The organism is Streptomyces sp. NPDC002698, from assembly GCF_042888945.1.
In the GTDB taxonomy this organism is placed as follows: domain Bacteria; phylum Actinomycetota; class Actinomycetes; order Streptomycetales; family Streptomycetaceae; genus Streptomyces.
This window is the reverse complement of record NZ_JBIAQM010000003.1, coordinates 416,743-433,301: the sequence shown is the minus strand read 5'-3', so window position 1 is coordinate 433,301 and position 16,559 is coordinate 416,743. Positions and strand designations below refer to the sequence as shown.

General features: G+C 70.5%; 20 protein-coding genes. 10 read left to right on the top strand and 10 right to left on the bottom strand.

Annotation, left to right across the window (positions count from 1 at the left end):
• Positions 1–15: 15 nt before the first annotated feature.
• The 8 genes from ACFYW9_RS06750 to ACFYW9_RS06715 all read left to right on the top strand — a co-directional run bounded on the left by ACFYW9_RS06750 (position 16) and on the right by ACFYW9_RS06715 (position 5,857).
• Positions 16–876, top strand: a complete 861-nt coding sequence (locus ACFYW9_RS06750; RefSeq protein ID WP_389145613.1) for a hypothetical protein — start codon at positions 16–18, stop codon at positions 874–876.
• Positions 873–2,183: an ATPase, T2SS/T4P/T4SS family gene (locus ACFYW9_RS06745; RefSeq protein ID WP_351863075.1), complete on the top strand. Its 1,311-nt coding sequence runs from the start codon at positions 873–875 to the stop codon at positions 2,181–2,183. Before ACFYW9_RS06750 ends, ACFYW9_RS06745 begins: the two co-directional genes overlap by 4 nt.
• 119 nt (positions 2,184–2,302) lie before the next feature.
• Entirely contained in the window at positions 2,303–3,232 is a 930-nt protein-coding gene (locus ACFYW9_RS06740; RefSeq protein ID WP_389145795.1) for a type II secretion system F family protein, read from the top strand.
• Positions 3,229–4,152, top strand: a complete 924-nt coding sequence (locus ACFYW9_RS06735; RefSeq protein ID WP_351863076.1) for a type II secretion system F family protein — start codon at positions 3,229–3,231, stop codon at positions 4,150–4,152. Before ACFYW9_RS06740 ends, ACFYW9_RS06735 begins: the two co-directional genes overlap by 4 nt.
• Positions 4,153–4,215: 63 nt before the next feature.
• Positions 4,216–4,467 carry a hypothetical protein gene (locus ACFYW9_RS06730; protein WP_351863077.1) on the top strand — a complete coding sequence of 84 codons (252 nt, stop codon included), beginning with the start codon at positions 4,216–4,218 and terminating at the stop codon, positions 4,465–4,467.
• A gap of 9 nt (positions 4,468–4,476) precedes the next feature.
• Positions 4,477–4,950 carry a TadE family protein gene (locus ACFYW9_RS06725; protein ID WP_389145608.1) on the top strand — a complete coding sequence of 158 codons (474 nt, stop codon included), beginning with the start codon at positions 4,477–4,479 and terminating at the stop codon, positions 4,948–4,950.
• Positions 4,947–5,393, top strand: a complete 447-nt coding sequence (locus ACFYW9_RS06720) for a TadE/TadG family type IV pilus assembly protein (RefSeq protein ID WP_389145605.1) — start codon at positions 4,947–4,949, stop codon at positions 5,391–5,393. Before ACFYW9_RS06725 ends, ACFYW9_RS06720 begins: the two co-directional genes overlap by 4 nt.
• A complete protein-coding gene (locus tag ACFYW9_RS06715; protein ID WP_329301116.1) occupies positions 5,390–5,857 on the top strand; it encodes a pilus assembly protein TadG-related protein in 468 nt (155 codons plus the stop codon). Before ACFYW9_RS06720 ends, ACFYW9_RS06715 begins: the two co-directional genes overlap by 4 nt.
• A gap of 81 nt (positions 5,858–5,938) precedes the next feature.
• Here ACFYW9_RS06715 and ACFYW9_RS06710 read toward each other — a convergent pair whose 3' ends face one another.
• The 10 genes from ACFYW9_RS06710 to ACFYW9_RS06665 all read right to left on the bottom strand — a co-directional run bounded on the left by ACFYW9_RS06710 (position 5,939) and on the right by ACFYW9_RS06665 (position 12,246).
• Positions 5,939–6,334 (bottom strand): hypothetical protein, encoded by a 396-nt coding sequence (locus ACFYW9_RS06710; RefSeq protein WP_389145601.1) that lies wholly within the window; start codon positions 6,332–6,334, stop codon positions 5,939–5,941.
• A gap of 43 nt (positions 6,335–6,377) precedes the next feature.
• Complete coding sequence (locus ACFYW9_RS06705; RefSeq protein ID WP_389145598.1) at positions 6,378–6,737, bottom strand: toxin-antitoxin system YwqK family antitoxin; 360 nt, start codon at positions 6,735–6,737, stop codon at positions 6,378–6,380.
• Positions 6,738–6,826: 89 nt separating this feature from the next.
• A complete protein-coding gene (locus ACFYW9_RS06700) occupies positions 6,827–7,156 on the bottom strand; it encodes a hypothetical protein (RefSeq protein WP_351863081.1) in 330 nt (109 codons plus the stop codon).
• A 34-nt stretch (positions 7,157–7,190) separates the two neighbouring features.
• Positions 7,191–7,835, bottom strand: coding sequence for a hypothetical protein (locus ACFYW9_RS06695; protein WP_387298011.1), 645 nt, complete (start codon positions 7,833–7,835; stop codon positions 7,191–7,193).
• 16 nt (positions 7,836–7,851) lie between these two features.
• The gene (locus ACFYW9_RS06690) at positions 7,852–8,313 is read right to left on the bottom strand and encodes a DUF4279 domain-containing protein (RefSeq protein ID WP_389145593.1); all 462 of its coding nucleotides are present in this window, start codon (positions 8,311–8,313) and stop codon (positions 7,852–7,854) included.
• An 8-nt stretch (positions 8,314–8,321) separates the two neighbouring features.
• Positions 8,322–8,744, bottom strand: coding sequence for a DUF4279 domain-containing protein (locus ACFYW9_RS06685; protein ID WP_389145590.1), 423 nt, complete (start codon positions 8,742–8,744; stop codon positions 8,322–8,324).
• Positions 8,741–9,169: a hypothetical protein gene (locus ACFYW9_RS06680; protein ID WP_389145587.1), complete on the bottom strand. Its 429-nt coding sequence runs from the start codon at positions 9,167–9,169 to the stop codon at positions 8,741–8,743. Before ACFYW9_RS06680 ends, ACFYW9_RS06685 begins: the two co-directional genes overlap by 4 nt.
• Positions 9,170–9,489: 320 nt before the next feature.
• Positions 9,490–11,076: a WXG100 family type VII secretion target gene (locus ACFYW9_RS06675; protein WP_389145584.1), complete on the bottom strand. Its 1,587-nt coding sequence runs from the start codon at positions 11,074–11,076 to the stop codon at positions 9,490–9,492.
• A gap of 105 nt (positions 11,077–11,181) precedes the next feature.
• The gene (locus ACFYW9_RS06670; RefSeq protein ID WP_387298021.1) at positions 11,182–11,385 is read right to left on the bottom strand and encodes a DUF397 domain-containing protein; all 204 of its coding nucleotides are present in this window, start codon (positions 11,383–11,385) and stop codon (positions 11,182–11,184) included.
• A 9-nt stretch (positions 11,386–11,394) separates the two neighbouring features.
• Positions 11,395–12,246 (bottom strand): helix-turn-helix domain-containing protein, encoded by an 852-nt coding sequence (locus ACFYW9_RS06665; protein WP_389145580.1) that lies wholly within the window; start codon positions 12,244–12,246, stop codon positions 11,395–11,397.
• Positions 12,247–12,477: 231 nt separating this feature from the next.
• On the opposite strand from ACFYW9_RS06665, the gene ACFYW9_RS06660 reads away from it, so the two are divergent.
• Positions 12,478–12,885, top strand: a complete 408-nt coding sequence (locus tag ACFYW9_RS06660; protein ID WP_389145577.1) for an ATP-binding protein — start codon at positions 12,478–12,480, stop codon at positions 12,883–12,885.
• A 569-nt stretch (positions 12,886–13,454) separates the two neighbouring features.
• The gene (locus tag ACFYW9_RS06655; protein WP_389145574.1) at positions 13,455–16,496 is read left to right on the top strand and encodes a BTAD domain-containing putative transcriptional regulator; all 3,042 of its coding nucleotides are present in this window, start codon (positions 13,455–13,457) and stop codon (positions 16,494–16,496) included.
• Positions 16,497–16,559: the final 63 nt, after the last annotated feature.

Here is a 16,559-nt window from a genome sequence, read left to right as displayed (position 1 = left end):
AGTGAGTAGACAGACATGGCGCTCATCGCCCTCGCCGCAGACAAGGGTTCCCCGGGAGTCACCACCGCAGCGGTGGCGCTCGCGGCGGTCTGGCCCCGCAGGGTCCTGCTCGCCGAGACCGACCCCGCCGGCGGCGACCTCGTGTACCGGAGCGCGGCGGCCCACGGCGGCCCGCTGAACCCGAACACCGGCTTGCTGTCGATCGCGGCGACCGCCCGGCGCGGCCTCGTCCCCGACCAGCTGTGGGACCACGTCCAGCCGCTGAGCGGCGGACTCGACGTCCTCGTCGGACTCGGGATCGCCGAGCAGGCCGCCGGTCTCGCCGGGCTCTGGCCCACCCTGGGCAGGGCGTTCGCGCAGCTCGCCGACTCCCCGAACGCGCCCGCCGACGTCATCGCCGACTGCGGCCGGATCAGCGGGGACACCCCGGCGGCCGAACTGTTCCCGCACGCCGCCCTGGTGCTCCTGGTCTCCCGTACCGAGCCCGAGGCCATCGCCCGCGTCCGCGACCGTGCCGCCGCCCTCTCCGCCAAGCTGCACGGCGGACCGCGCGGCGCCGGCGGACTCGCCACACCGTTCATCGGCGTCGTCCTCGTCGCCGACCCGGGTGATTCCACCAAGCTCGTCCACCAGGTCAACGACATGCTCGTGGCGGCCCAGACCGGAGCCCGCGTCGTGGGCACCATCGCCGACGACCCGGCGGGCGCCGCCCAGCTGGCCGGCCGCCGCCGCGGCCGCCTCGACAAGTCGCTGCTCATCCGCTCGGCCCGCAAGGTCACCGCGGATCTGTACCAGCAGTACGGCGCCGCGTGGTCCGTACCCGCCGACGGACCCGGTGCCCCGCACGGACAGCCCGCCGCCGGAGCCGGCCGATGACCGCCGTCGACCATCAGCTGGTCAAGCGGTTCCGGCAGGACGCCGGTGACCGCATCTCCGAACAGCGCCGCGAGGACCAGGTCCGCGGTGTCACCCCGATGTCCGGCGAGGACGAACGGCACTACGCGCGCGCCGTCATCGCCCAGATACTCGAGGACCACGCCCGCACCGAGATCAACCTCGGCCGGACCCCGCTCGACGCGGAGACCGAGGAGCAGTACGCGGCCGCCGTCCACGCCGCGCTCTTCGGCGTGGGCCGTCTCCAGCCGCTGCTCGACGACCCTGAAGTCGAGAACATCGACATCAACGGGTACGACGAGGTCTTCATCGGCTATGCCGACGGTCGGGAGAAGAAGGGGGATCCCGTCGCCGAGACCGACGAGGAACTCATCGAGCTGATCCAGGTCCTCGGCGCGTACTCGGGTCTGTCCTCCCGGCCCTTCGACTCCGCGAACCCGCAGCTCGACCTGCGGCTGCCGGACGGTTCCCGGCTCTCCGCCGTCATGGACGTGACCCGCCGGCCGGCCCTGTCGATCCGCCGCGCGCGCCTCGGCAAGGTCTTCATGTCCGACCTCGTGGGCAACGGCACCCTGACCCCCGAGGTCGCCCACTTCCTCGCCTGCGCCGTCCGGGCCCGCAAGAACATCATGATCGCGGGTGCCACCAACGCCGGCAAGACGACCCTGCTGCGCGCGCTCGCCAACGAGATCCCGCCGTACGAGCGGCTCATCACCGTCGAGCGCGCACTGGAACTCGGCCTCGACACGTTCGCCGAACTCCACCCGAACGTGGTGGCGTTCGAGGAGCGCCTGCCCAACTCCGAGGGCCAGGGCGCCATCACCATGGCCGAACTGGTGCGCCGTTCGCTGCGCATGAACCCCTCGCGCGTCATCGTCGGCGAGGTCCTCGGCGACGAGATCGTCACGATGCTCAACGCGATGTCCCAGGGCAACGACGGCTCGCTCTCCACGATCCACGCGAACAGCTCCAGCGAGGTCTTCAACCGCATCTCCACGTACGCGCTCCAGGCGACCGAGCGGCTGCCCATCGAGGCCAGCCAGATGCTCATCGCGGGCGCCGTGAACTTCGTGGTCTTCGTCCAGCGGCGCAACGACTACGAGTCCGGGGGCCGCCTCCAGCGCATGGTGACCTCCGTGCGCGAGGTCAACGGCGTCGACGGACGGGTGCTGTCCAGCGAGGTGTTCGCCGAGGCCCCGGACGGCCGGATCGTCCCGCACGCGCCCATCGCCTGCCTCGACGACCTCGTCGCGCAGGGCTACCGGCTGCCCGGCAGCGGGAATTGGTGACGACGATGACCCAGGACATGACGACGCCGGCCGCGGCCGTGCCGCACCTGACCACGGCCGCGACGCCGGTCGGGCCCTCGGGCACGACATCGCTCGCCGCCCTCGACTCGCTCGGCTCCATGGGCGGACTGTTCTCCCTGCCCGTCCTGTACGCCCTCGGGTGCGGGATCGCCGTCGGCGGCGGCCTCGCGCTGTTCGCCGTCGCCGTGCGCGGGCTGCCCGCCAGGCCCGAACACGAGAAGCACAAGGCCAGCGAGCGCGCGAGCGAGCTGATCCGGTTCGCGGGACAGCGCGGCTCGATCGCCGCGATCGCCGGCCTTGTCGTCCTCCTCCTCACCCGCTGGGCCGTCGCCGGTATCGCGGCCGGCATCCTCGTCTTCTTCTGGGACAAGCTCTTCGGCGGCGCCTCCGAGGAACGGGCCGCGATGCGCCGGGTGGAGGCACTGGCGTCCTGGACCGAGTCGCTGCGCGACACCATCGCGGGCGCGGTCGGCCTGGAACAGGCCATCCCGGCCTCGGCACGCGCCTCCGCCCCCGTGCTGCGCCCGCATCTCGACGCGCTGGTGGACCGGCTGCGTTCCCGGACACCGCTGCCCGATGCCCTCCAGCAACTGGCCGACGAGATCGACGACGCGTCCGCCGACATCATCGTGGCCGCGCTGATCCTCAACGCGCGGCTGCGCGGCCCCGGTCTGCGCCAGGTACTGGGCGCGCTGGCCAAGTCGGCGCGCGAGGAGGTCGACATGCGGCAGCGCGTGATGGCCCAGCGCGCCTCGACCCGCCGCTCCGTGCAGATCGTCGTCGCGGTCTCCATCGCCTTCGTCCTCGGACTGTCGATCTTCAACCGCGAGTTCGTCGAGCCGTACGGCACCGCGGTCGGCCAGCTCGTTCTCACGTGCGTCTGCGGCCTGTTCGGCCTCGGCTTCTGGTGGCTGCGCAAGCTGTCCACGATCGAGACGCCGGAGCGGTTCCTGGTACGGGACGAGTCGTCCGTGCGGTTCGTGCGGCCCCGTACACCGGTTTCCGGGGATGAGGCGGTACGCCGATGAACCTGACCATGCCGATCCTGATCGGCGCCGTCCTGGGCCTGGGCGTCTACGCCCTCGTCCGCGCGCTGATGCCGTCGAAGCGCAGCGCGGTCGCGCAGGTCGCCCGTATCGACGCGATGCGGGCCCGCGGGGCGGCGTACGAGTCCGCGCACCACGGACAGCGGGACAGCGGACGCCTCGGCAGCGTGCGCGCCCAGGTCGGCGCCCGTGTCGCCGAGCTCTATCTCCAGCAGGGCTGGGAGCAGCGCTCGCTGCGCGCCGACCTCGCGGTCCTGGACCGGAGCTGGGAGAGGTTCCTGGCGACGAAGGTGCTGCTGGCCGCGGCCGGTCTCTTCTTCGGCCCGTTCCTCTTCGCCGTGGTCTGGACGCTCGGCGTCGGCCGCAGCCCGATCGTCCCGGTCTGGCTCGCGCTGCTCTTCGCGATCGTCTTCTTCTTCCTCCCCGATGTGGAGGTACGGCGGGACGCGGTGGCCAAGCGGCGCGATCTGCGGCGCGTGATCGGCGCGTATCTGGACCTGGTGTCGATGAGCCTGGCCGGCGGGCGCGGTCTGCCCGAGGCGCTGATGGCCGCCGCCGAGATCTCCGACGGCTGGGCCACCCAGCGCATCCGCAACGCGCTCGCCGACGCCCGGATCACCGGCATCAGCCAGTGGCAGGCGCTCGGCTCGCTCGGCGAGGAACTCGGCGTCGAGGAGCTGAAGGACCTGTCGGCCTCGCTGGCGCTGGTCGCGGACGACGGTGCCAAGGTGCGGGAGTCGCTCGCCTCGCGTGCCGAGACGATGCGCCACCGCGAGCTTTCCGAGATCGAGGGCAGCGCGGGCGAGAAGTCGCAGTCGATGCTCGTCGCCCAACTGCTGCTGTGCGCGGGCTTCCTGGTCTTCCTGATCTTCCCGGCGGCGATGCGTGTGTTCCAGGTCTGATTCTCCGCCGTGCCCGAAGGGCCGCCAGCCGGTCACCACTATTCTTCGAGAGGACAACTCACCATGAACGGACGGAACTTCAGTACCGGGATCCCGGGGGTGGACTTCCTGATCACCTTCCTTCAGGGGCGGGTGCAGCGTGCCCGCTCCGGTGAACTCGACCGGGGCGCGTCCGCGGTCGAGTGGGTCATCATCTCCGCCGTCGTCGTCGCCATCGTCGGCGTGGTCGCCGCGATCATCAACGCCGCGCTGAGCGAGGGCGCCAACAAGGTCGGCGACTGCATCAAGGGCGCCGACGCCGGCAAGACCTGCTGAGTTCCGGGGATGCGAGTGCGCGAACGTCGAGGGGTACGCCGCTGGGTGCGCCGCTGGGTGCGCCGCAGGGTGGAGGCAGCCTCCGCCCGCGGTGACTCCGGCATGACCGCGATCGAGTTCGTGCTGCTCACGCCGGTGCTCTTCTTCATGATCTTCGCGACGGTGCAGTTCGCGCTGTACTTCTTCGCGGACCATGTCGCCCAGGCGGCGGCCCAGGCGGGCGCCCGCAAGGCCCGCGCCACCGCGGACGCGCAGCCCGGCGGGTGGCGCGGCGAGGCGGGTGACGTCGTCGACAGCTACATCCGCCAGCTCGGCCCGAATCTGGTGCTGTCCCCGGACGTGACGATGCTCCAGCCGGAGCCGGACACCGTGGGGGTCGAGATCACGGGGAGGGTCCCCTCGGTCTTCCCGGGGCTGAACCTGACCGTGCACGCGCAGTCGTCGGGGCCGGTGGAGAGATTCGTGGAGGAGGAGGCGCCGTGACGGGACCGAAGGCCCTGCTCGCCGCGCTCCCGGACCGCGTGTCCGGGGACCGGCGCGACCGGGGGCTGTCCACCGTCGAGGTGGTCATCCTCGCGCCGGTGATGATCCTCTTCATTCTCGTCCTGGTGGCCTTCGGGCAGCTGGTCGACGGGCGCGGCGCGCTGGACGGCGCGGCCCGGGACGCCGCGCGGGCCGGTTCGATCCAGAAGGACCACGCGACGGCCATGGCCGAGGCGAGGAAGGCGGCCGAGGCCGACCTCGGGGACGTCTGCTCGGGTCCGGTGAACGTGACGCAGACCAGCACGGGCTTCGAGCCGGACACGCTCTTCACCGTCGAGGTGAGCTGCGAGGTACGGGGTCTCGCGATGATCGGCCTCGACGTGCCCACCACCCTGGAGGCCTCCTTCAGTTCCCCGCTGGACCCGTTCCGGAGGACGGCATGAAACCGAACTCCGCCGTACGCGGCTGGGCCGCCGGGCGCCGGGAACGGCTCGACGACCGCGGCTCGGGCGCCGGCGCGGTCATCATCTTCGCGCTCGTCTTCCTGTCGCTCTCGGCCTTCGTCATCGACGGGGGCATGTCCATCTCCAAGCGGGAGAGGGCCGCGGACATCGCCGAGCAGGCGGCCCGTTTCGCCGCCCAGGACATCGACCTCGAATCCCTCTACGAGAACGAGAACGGCCCGGCGCCCATCAACTTCGAGAACTGCGGCGCGCGGGTGAAGGCGTTCGCCCGGGAGATGGGCATGTCCGGCGCCGACATCGCGGCCACCCACTGCGTGACCGCCGACGCCGATCAGGTGGAGGTCGAGGTCCAGCTCACCTACTCGCCGGTCTTCACCGGCATGTTCTACGGCGGTGACGTGACCGTCCACGGGCGGGCCGTGGCGGAGAACGAGGTGGGCTGAGAGGGGCGGGAGCCGCCCTGGTAGCGCGACCGGCCGGTCCACCGCTCGGTCCACTCGGTCCAGTCGGTCCGCTCAGTCCGCTCAGTCCACGGTGATCCCGAGATCCCGCGTCAGGATCTCCAGCAGCCGTGTCTCGGGCACGGCCGGAACCCGATACCGGGCCTTCCTGACGTGCGTGAGGAAATCCCGGGGCAGGGTGACGTGGTACGTGCCGAGGTAGTACGGCAGATCCTGACGCCACAGCCAGGTCCCGTCCGTGAAGAGCGAACCGACGCCGGACAGGACGGGGGCCTCCGGGTCCAGGACGTCGGGCCCGGCGCTCGTCTCGGCCCAGATCCCGGCGCCCCGTCCGAGATAGCCGATGATCTCCGCCTCGTCCGGCTCACCGGCGGGATGGACGGACTCCCGTAGAAGCCCGTCCAGGGGGAGCCCCCACCCAGGACCGAGCTCGGAGAAGAACCCCACGGTCCGAATCACCCCGGGCACCTCCGTCACGGTTCGGCCCTCCGCGTGGTCGGCATCATGCGTCGAAGGTCCGGTCGTCGACGAGCTCGCCGCTCTCCGACCACTTCCTGATCGATCTCACCAGGCCGCGCCGGCCATATTCCTTCTCGAGGGCAAGCCGCCCGTTCGCGTGCCACTCCCGCCACCGACCGCACGGAATGCCTCGCCGGCACCGCCCCTCCGCCCGGTCGGCCCCGTCCGGGAACCACTCGCGTACGGGGCCGTCTTCCAGACCGTCGGCATAGGCCGTCACGGCGACCACCTGTCCCGTCCGGGAATCCGTCTCGACGGTTTCACCGGTGAACAACTCGCCCTGATGGATGAGCGACTGGTCGAGTCCCATGTCCAGCCCGGGGTCGTCGACGTCGATGCGCATCAGTGCGTGACTCCAGGGACGAAGGTTCGCCGTTCCGGGCCGGCGGGCCCGGCGAGGGGCGAGGTGCGACATGCCCGTTCGCCACAGGGCTACTTCGCCCCGTCCTTCTTCTCCGTCTTCACGCCCTCGGAGACGTTCTTGGCCAGTTCGTCGTCGAGCTTCTTGAACTCGCGGACCACGGCGTCGGACATCTCCGCGAGGGCGTCCAGGGCCTGGCCGATGTCCTCGCGGCCGTCCTCCCAGCCGGATTCGAAGTCGTCCAGGGCGTCGTAGACGGTGTGATCGCCCAGGTCGTCCCTGTACGACTCGAAGAGCTTCTTGGTGTGGTTCAGCCGGGTCTTGATGTCCCGCAGCCGCCCGCCGTAGTCCTCCAGCTCGCTCAGCGGGAGCGCGAGGTCGCTCTTGCCGCCACCACCCATGCCGGTTCCCCCTCCTGGAGTCCTGAAGTCCCGGTCAGACGAACCGGAACGTGCCGGTCACCGCGTCGAAGATGTCGTGGAACGCCGCGGCCAGGTCGAGCACCGGGCTGGCTCCGGAGACGAGAACGACCTGGTCGGCGGTTCCCGGGACCGGAATGTACGTCTGGGTCAGCACCATACGAAGGGTACGCGTGTCGCCCTGGGCGACGGGTACGTCCTCGACGCCGAACGTCCGGGCGGCAACGCCGACTTGAGGGATGTCGACGGTGGTGACCGTGCGCCAGGCGTCACCCTCACGGCGGGCCGTGACGGTCCGCAGGCTCTCCGCGATCGCGCGCGGGTCGGTCGACAGTGCCACGCCCTGCTTGTTCCTGGCGCCCAGCACCGACACGGTGAGGGTCGCGGTCAGCGGGACGCCGTCGAAGTTCTCGGCCATGCAGCCCATGTACACGGCTCCCGAGTCGTACGCGTCCTTGGCCATCCTGCGCAGCACGGCCGCCAGGTCGCCCCGGAACTCGGCGAGTTCGGGAACCTCACGGATCCGCTCGTCGACGAGGCCGCGGACGGTCGCGTCCCGGCCCTCCGGGCGGATGTCGAACTCCCACCAGGAATCCGGGACGGACAGCGAGAATCCCGAGGACAGGCCGGGGTTCTCCGGGGAGGTGGAGCTTGCGGTCAAGGTCGGACGCCTTCCTTCAGGTAGCCCGGTGCGATCCGTCCGGGGCCGGCAGCCAGTCCAGCAGATCCTCGGACCGGGCGGGGGGATCGGCGTCCGTGGTGAGGGACACAGGCAGGTCGAGCCGGGCCGCACACGCCAGTACGTGAGGGGAGAGGACGGCCCGGGAACCGCTCCGGACGTGACCGCTCAGGTCCAGCTGCACGGAGTGTCCACGGCGCCGGATGTCCTGGATCTCTTCCAGAGCGGGGGAAATGAACGCGACCAGTTCGTCGACGAGCCCGTCGAATCCCTGTTCCGGCGCACCGGTCACCTGGAGTGTCCAGCATCCCTCACCGGGCCGGAACGACGCATCGCGCGTCGCCTCCCTGGAGAACGTGGGCGTGATGCCCAACGCGGCCGTGATGTCCTGCGGTTCCAGGTTCCGCCCGGTGATGAGAAGGGCGGCTCGGGGGGTGCCCCAGGAAGAGGAGAGTTCCATGTGGATACTCACCGATCACTGACGCTGGTGGTGACGGTGACGGGAACGCCGAGGACAGCAGCTGTCCGGACGACGTCGGGGGCGAGCACGAACGTGGCCCCGCGGCCGACGAATCCGAAGAGGTCGAGGTGGATGTCGTATCCCTGGGAAGTCAGTTGGGCCAGTGAGGAGGAGCGGGGCTCGACCAGGTCCATGAGGGTGCGGAGCTGATCGCTCAGTCCTCCCGGCATTCTGTCGTGCACCTGGAATGCCCACAGTCCGTCCTGGGGCGGTGACACCCCATCGCGGTGATCGCTTCCCGGCCTCCGGACCGATGCCGGAGGGAGCGAGAGGGTCCGGGTCACGAGATCGGCGTCCAGGTCCTGCTTGCGGACGACCAGCGTCACCGCGGTCTCGGCCCAAGGGCCTTCCTTGTACGTGTACTCGATCACGCGTCCTCTTCGTCGAAGGTGACGGGGTTGTACGTCTTCGCGTGGGCGGCGAGGAAAGCGACGGCTTCCTCCGGCAGGGGAAGGGGCGCCGCGGCCACGTAGTCGAGGAGCCTTTTCGGCGCGTAGTAGTCGACGAGGCGGTATTCCACTCGGGCCAGCTCGGCCGCGTCGGCGTACCGGTGCGCCACTCCGAGGGCCTCCAGCAGCTCGGAAAGGCCGTACGCGCCGACCTCGTCCCCGAGATCGACGGGAAGCCGATAACGGGTCACGTCCGAGGACGAGACCGGAAGTGCGCCCGAGCCGATGGCCCGGAGCTGGGGGAGGCCGAAGCCGAACCATGGACCGGTCTTCTTCACGAGCATCCAGCGATCGGACATCCGGCTCTGGAAAATGTCGCACTCGTCTCCCGCGAAGACAGGGCGCATGCTCAGGCCCATCCTTGTCAACGGCGGGTGCGACGCTTCCGGACCGGGGATCTCTTCGTGCCCGGCCTGAACGAGGTGGACGAACTCCGCGTGGAACTCGCCACGTCTGTCCGATTGCTCAAGGCATGAGAAGTGGAGATTGCCGTCGAGGAAGGACGGGGAAGCGGACCAGGGATCCCGAACCAGGCGGTATCCGGTGATCTCTCCGCACTGGCCGTCGATCGGGGGAGCCGCTTCACCGCAGATCTGGCAACGGTTGATGTCGGGCATGATTCTCCTGCTGGTCAGGTCTCGGGAGCCTGCTTCACCGAGTGCTTGGACTATATGCCGGGCACAGGAACAAGCCCGCCCCGGTCACTGATGGGTCCGCCAGGGGGATAGGTTCCTTGAGGCAGCTCCAACACCCCGTTGTTGTCGAAGAATCTCAGATTTCCGTCCCGGCTGATCACGACTTCCATGTGGGGACTCATCTTGTTGTCCAGGTCGCGGGTCATGCTGTTCCTGGTGTTGCGTGCGGCTTCCAACTCGTCCGGAGGCCCGGGTATTCGGTCCTCCGGGTGCGTGTGGGCGATGAACTTGTAGCCGTCGTCGGCCAGTTCATCGGGAATCCTGGTGGTTAGTTCCGTCCCTTGGAACAGTCGCAGTTCACCGGCCGGATTCTGGATTACGGCATGCTCGACACCGTGGAACTTCTGGAGTTCGGCCATGTGCGAGACATTCACCTCGTTGGGGCTGATGCGCACGGGGCCGCGTGTCAGTGCTTTGGCTAGCTGGCGTGCTTTGGGGGACAGCTCGCGGTACGGAATGGTCCCCCCGAAGAGGCGCGTGGATCCCTTGAACGGGCGGTAGATACCCCGAAGGGCCTCGCCCGATCTGAGGTTCCGGGCTGTCTTCAGCAGCCCCCCGCCGATCCCCTTCATGAAGGCGCCGCCCAGGGCGCGCATGCCGCCCAGTTTCCAGAGCTTGCCCATCTTGGCGAGGCTCGTGAAGCCCTTGGTGGCGGGGATGCAGTCGAGGACCGCGAAGATCAGATCGCCCCAGCCCGCTTGGCCGTTGAGCATTTTTCTCACGGTGTCCGCGAGCACGATCAGAGCCGCCGCGAAGACCAGCCAGCCCAGCGGGCCGCCCACGATCATCACGATGACGCCGACGATCGTCACGACCCATTTGCACACCGTGACGATCTCGTCCCAGTGGTCGGAGACCCAGTCGACGGGCTCCTCCCACCAGTGCCGGTTGTGGATGCCGGCGTCGGACGCTTCGTTCAGCTTCTTCACCGTGCGGCGGGCGGCGTCCTCGCGCAGCCCCTTCGCGTGGGCGGCGAGCTTCTTCGCCGCGTCCAGGAGCCCCTGGGCGTCGTCGACGTCCTTCTGCGCGGCGGTCTGCCGCTCCTTGGCGTGCTGGGCGTCACGTGTCGCGCGCCGGACGTCGGCCTCGTCCGGCGGGGGTACGTTCTTGCCGCGGTGCTTGTCCGGGTCGTAGGAGTCGGCCTTCGCGGTGGCCGTGTGCACCCAGTCGTCGGCACCCGAGAGCGCGGTCCTGGCCGTGGACAGGTCCTGGCGGGCCTTGCGGCCGTCGCGTAGCGCCTTGTCCGCCTTCTGCTGGGCGTCGTCCAGGTCCGGCCAGTACGAGGCGAGCGCGTCGCCCGCGATGTCGTAGGACTTCTTGAGCTTCTTGAGCTGGCCGGGGACGTCCTCGAACTCCGACGCGAAGGCGTCCGCCGTCTTGCCCGCCCACTTCAGGACCGCGTCGTCGTTGGCCAGCCCCTTGACGTCCCGCAGGATGTCCGCGACGTCGTCGGCGAAGTCGTGCAGTGAGCCCGCGAGTCTGCGCACCCGCTGCGGGTCGCCCGGCGTCGGGTCGTGGTCCAGGTCGAGTATGTGCCAGTCCGTCGGCCTGTTCGACACGCGTTCCCCCGTAACACCCGCAACCTCTGCATCAGAACGTACGTGTGAACGTATCGCGCTGATCATTACGAGTGAAACGCCGAACGGGGCTTCGTCGAAGGGCTGTTACGCGCGGGGCGCCGCGACCGTTCCGGTGCGTATGGCCTGGAGGAGGTGGCCGACGGGGGCGGGTGTGGTGGTGAGGACGGTGCCGGGGGCGTCGGATTCACGGAGGTGGAGCGCGACAGGGGTGGAGGCGAGCTCGACGCAGGAGTCGCCGTCGCCCGGCCCCGAGTAGGACGACTTCTGCCAGTTGCCAGGGGTGCTCATGGGTACCTCTCACAGCTCCTTCGTCAACCTGTGGATGAAGTCGCGAGACCGGTCGGCGTCCAGCGACACTTCCTCGACCTTATGGAAGAGCGTGCGGTAGGCGTTGAGCTGGGCTTCGGAGTCGATGAATGCGGCGCCCTGGGGAGCGTCGCGCACGACGGTGTCCAGCTTGGGCACCGGTCCTCCCGCGTAGGTCATGGCGCTCGTGGCGCCACCGAACCCCTCCAGGTCGAAGGGGATGACGCGCACGGTGATGTGCTCGGCTTCGGAGAGGCCCAGCACATGAGCGAGTTGGGCCCTTGAGGTGGCACGGTCGCCGACCATGATGCGCAGTGCCGCCTCGTGGACGACGCCGTCGTACCGCTTGGGCGTGGGGCCTTCGAGCAGCGCCTTGCGTTGCATGCGGTGCCGTACGCGCAACTCGACTTCCTCTGGCGGGAGTTCAGGTACGCGGTACGAGAAGACCGCACGGGCGTACTGCTCCGTCTGGAGAAGGCCGGGGATGTAGAGGAACTGAACGTCCCGCAGGAATGTCGCGTGGTGTTCCAGCTCGGCGAGGTCGAGAAACGGTGTGGGCAGCAAGCCGCGGTACGGCTCCCACCACCCGCGTGTCCGGTCGGTGGCCATGGCGACCAAGGCTTCCGCGAAGGCTTCGTCCGTGCAGACGTACTGTGCCGCGAGCCGGCGTAGACGCTTCTCGCTCACGCCCGCGAGGCCGGCTTCGATCTGACTGATCTGCGCTGGGCTCACTCCGAGCAGTGTGGCCGCTTCTCGCGATGCGAGCCCGGCCGCTTCGCGGAGTCGGCGCAACTCGGCCGCCAGGCGCATCTGACGTGCCGTTGCGTCACGCCTCAATGCCATCGGCTTCCCCTCTCGGCGTGCCCATGAACGTGACTCGTTCGGGGGCAGATTACGCGACCGCCTTGTGAAATCTAAATAATTAGGTCTACCGTCGGTGATGCGAACGTCACTCTGCGACATGCCGGGACCCCGGAAGCGCACCACTCCGTCCTGCCGTGACGGCTGTGGCACTGCCACCGCCCGGAATCGCCGGCCCCGATCAACTCCTCCTGCCGCGAACGGAGTTCACGCATGCCTGAACCCGATCCCTGGACCTACGCCCTGCACATCCCGCAGGACGACCGGGCGGTGACCGTCTGCCGCCGTACCGTCCGCCTGATCCTGACCCTGCACGGGCTGATCCGCCTCGTGGACGTCGCCGAGCTGATGGCGGCGGAGCTGGTCTCCAATGCCGTACGGCATGCGAAGGGGCCCGCTGCCCTGCGGCTGCACCGGCGGGACGGGGTGCTGCGGATCGGCGCGTGGGACGCGAGCCCGATGCCGCCGCCGTACGACGTGGAGGTGGCCTCCGGTGAGGAGGAGGCGGGCCGGGGTCTCTTCCTGGTCCGGGCCTGCGCCGACGACTGGGGCTGGCATCCGCTGCGCCAGGGCGGCGACATCGGCAAGTACGTGTGGTGCGATCTGGCGGCGGCGGCGTAGGCGCGAGACCGGCTCCCTGAACCCTCGCGAAGCACGTGGGCGTGGACCCGGCCGAACCGGGGGCGGGGGGCTTCTCGGCGGCACGGTGGGACCGGCGCGATGCTCTGATAATATTGATCTCGAGCTGGTCGGCGGAAGTCGCACAGACCGGCCACGCGTTGGTGGTCCAAGGAAAGACGCCCCGCTTCCTGCGGGGAAATGCAGGTGCAAGGCCTGCCCGGCGCTCCACGAAGACCCTGCCCCGAATCCTCGGGGCAGGGTCTTTTTCGTTCGGCACCGGCACCGGCACCGGCACCGACACCGGCACCGACACCGGCACCGGCACCGGCACCGGTGTCCGGACCCGCCCCGGGAGCGTCCGGTGGATGTTGTGAAGGGTGTGAGGGTCCGACGGGGGTGACGGGCCCCGGGCTGCGGCGGCAACTCGGTTGTCCCGGGCGGTTGGTGACGAAACGGGCGTGTGGTCGTCAATGCCGTCTGCCCGACCTTCGACACCCTCCCTAGACTCTCAGTAGGCTCGGGTCACCCCCCGACTCACGCCCTCACCAGACGACCCCAGGACACCCGCCATGGCGCGACGCACCAACTCCAGTTCGACGGGCGGCTCGCCGGGTCCGAGGAATCGGACGCCGCAGCCCCTGCCCCGGCGTCGTCGGACGTTCGGGGACTTCGTGAAGGCGTTCGGGGCGTTTCTCGCCCTGCTGGTGCTGCTCGCCGGCGTGCCCGGCGCGCTGGTGGTCGCCGTGGGCTGGCCGCTGCCGCACGGGACGCCCTCGCTGGACTGGCTCCAGCAGGAGATCACCGTCGGCACGTTCATCCATGTGCTCACGGTCATCGTGTGGTTCGCGTGGGCGCAGTTCACCGCGTGCGTCCTCGTCGAGATGAAGGCCGCGCTGTCGGGCGTCGGGCTGCCGAACCGCGTACCGGGCGCCGGGGCGAGCCAGTTGCTGGCCCGTCAGCTCGTCGCGGCACTCCTGCTCGTCGGCGCCGCCGCCGCGAGCTTCACACCGGGACTCTCCCAGCTCGGCCAGAGCCTGGAAGGCGGCCGGCACGGCTCCGTCGCCGCCGCCCAGCAGATCCCGGGCGGGCTGTTCGGGCAACAGCAGGAGCGGGCCGCCGCCGAAGCGGCCGCGGCCGTCGCCGAACAGGCCGCCGACGCCGCGTCCCAGGCCGCGTCGCGGCCGGACGGCGGCACCTCCGCCCGGCACGGCGACACGAAGTACTACCGGATCCAGCCGCCCGAGGGCCGCCACCACGACTCGCTCTGGGAGATCGCGCAGCGCCACCTCGGCGACGGGCGCCGGTACAAGGAGATCTACGAGCTCAACAAGGACCGTACGCAGCCCGACGGGTCCAAGCTGTCCGAGGCCAGCCTCATCCGGCCCGGCTGGATCATGGAGATGCCCGGCGACGCCCACGGCGGCGAGCTCGTCGAGATGCCCGACGCCGAGCCCGGGATCCCGGCGCAGGCCCAGAAGCCGATCCAGCAGCAGATCCACGACTACGCGAAGACCGGCGATCACCAGCAGGCCGGCGGACGGCAGGACAGCGGCGCCGACCGGGGCGACCAGGTCGACCGGGACACCGCGCACTTCCGCGTGCCCCAGCAGCGGGCCGGCGGCGACCACGGCCAGGAGCGTGAGCGCGCCGCCTCCGACGAAGCCGCCGCGGACTCGCGCGACGGACAGGGCGCGCAGCCGGCCGCCGCGGAGAGCGGGCCCGCCTTTGGGCTGCCCGAGGCGCTCGTCGGCGCGCCCCTCCTCGCCGCGGGCCTCCTCGGCGCCCTCGGCCGGCGCCGCCGTCAGGCCCTGTGGCAGTCGGCGCTCGGTGCCGTCCGCGGACACCGGGGCATGGAACCGCCGGTTCCCACCGGATCCGCCGCGGACGCCCAGGACGCGCTGCTCGTCGGCGCCGACCCCGACGGCGTACGCCTCCTCGATCTGTCGCTGCGCGGACTCGCGGCCGCTCTCGCCGCCGAATCCCGCCCGTTGCCGACCGTCTACGCGGCCTGGCTCGGCGGCAACGGCGATCTGCACCTCCAGCTCGCCCAGCCGGCCGGAAAGCCGCCCGCGCCGTGGCAGCTCGGCCAGGACCAGACGTTCTGGATGCTGGCACACGCCGACGCCGAGCGGTACGAGGAGACGGACACCGCCGCCCCGTACCCCGGCCTCGTCAGCCTCGGCACCATGGACGACTCGCGGCTCCTGCTCAACCTGGAGGCCGTGCCCGGCATCGTCTCCCTGAGCGGAAGCGCGACCGACCGCGCGGCCGTCTTCGCCTCCGTCGCCGCCGAACTGGCCACCAACGGCTGGTCGGACCGCATGACGATCACGCTCGTCGGCTTCGGCGAGGACCTGACGCCGCTCGCGCCCAACCGGCTGCGCCACCTCGACGACATCGAGGCGCTCGTCGAGACCATGGAGGCCGAGACCCGGCAGCGGCGCGGCGCGCTGGGCGCCGCCGGACACGACTCCGTGCTCACCGGCCGTACCGGGCCCGCGCAGCACACCCGTTGGGCCCCGCACCTCGTCCTCCTCGCCGCCGAGCCGTCCCCCGTCGACGCCCTCAGGCTCGCCGAACTGGCCGCCGACGCGGGGCGGTTGGGCATCGGTTATCTCGTCGGCACCGAGAGCGGCGAACTGCCGGGCGCGGCCTGGGAGATGGAGATCACCCGCGAGGGCAAGCTGCTCGCTCCGCTCCTCGGACTCGAACTCGACGCGCAGATGCTGCCGGCGGACCAGCAGCGCGCGGTCGTGGAGCTCTTCGTCGAGGCGGACCCGGAGGGCGGACCCGACGGGCCGGCCGGCACCCCGCCGTTCCTCGTCGACATCAGCGAACAAGGGCGGCCCGCCGTGTACGCGCGGCTCGTGGGCCCGTACGAGATCATCGGCCTGGAGACGCCCGAGGGCGAACGCAGCCCGCTGCTGCACGAGGCGCTGGCGCTGCTCCTGCTGCACCGCGAAGGCGTGCACCCGCGCGTGCTGTCCTCCGCGCTGTGGCCGCGCGGTGTCACCGAGGACGTGCGGGACGCGCTCGTCGAGCGGTTGCGCGGCTGGCTCGGCACCGACCCCGACGGCACCCCCCGTCTCGGCGCCGACGCGACCGGGCGGCTCACGCTCGCCAAGTCCGTCGTCTCCGACCTGGACGTGCTGCGCTCCCTCTACCACGAGGCGACGCAGGGCAAGGGCGTCGACAGCCGTGTGGTGCGCGGGCGGTTGCTGACCGACGCGCTCGTCCTCGTCCGCGGTCCGCTGCTCGCCGACCGCCCCGAGGGACGTTACGGCTGGCTCACCCACGAGATCATCGACGCCCAACTGCCGCTGCTCGTGGCGGACATCGGCCTCGCGCTCTCCGCGTTCCATCTGGAGAAGGGCCGGGCGGAGAAGGCGATCGAGGCGCTGAACGCCTCGATGAACTCGGCGCCGGCGGACGAACGGCTGTGGAACGAACTGCTGCGCGCGACGCACGCGACGGGGGACGAGGACAAGGTGAAGCGGCTCGCCGCGGACCTGGTGGCCCGCAGCGGGGCGCGGGGGCTGCCGCCCCGCACGGAGGCGCTGCTCGACGAACTGCTGCCGGCCTGGCGGAGCGGCGCGGCCGCGGTGAGCTGACCGCACCGACCCGGCCGCCGGACCCGCGCCGCCCCCGGTCGAACTCGTACCGGCTACCGGCGA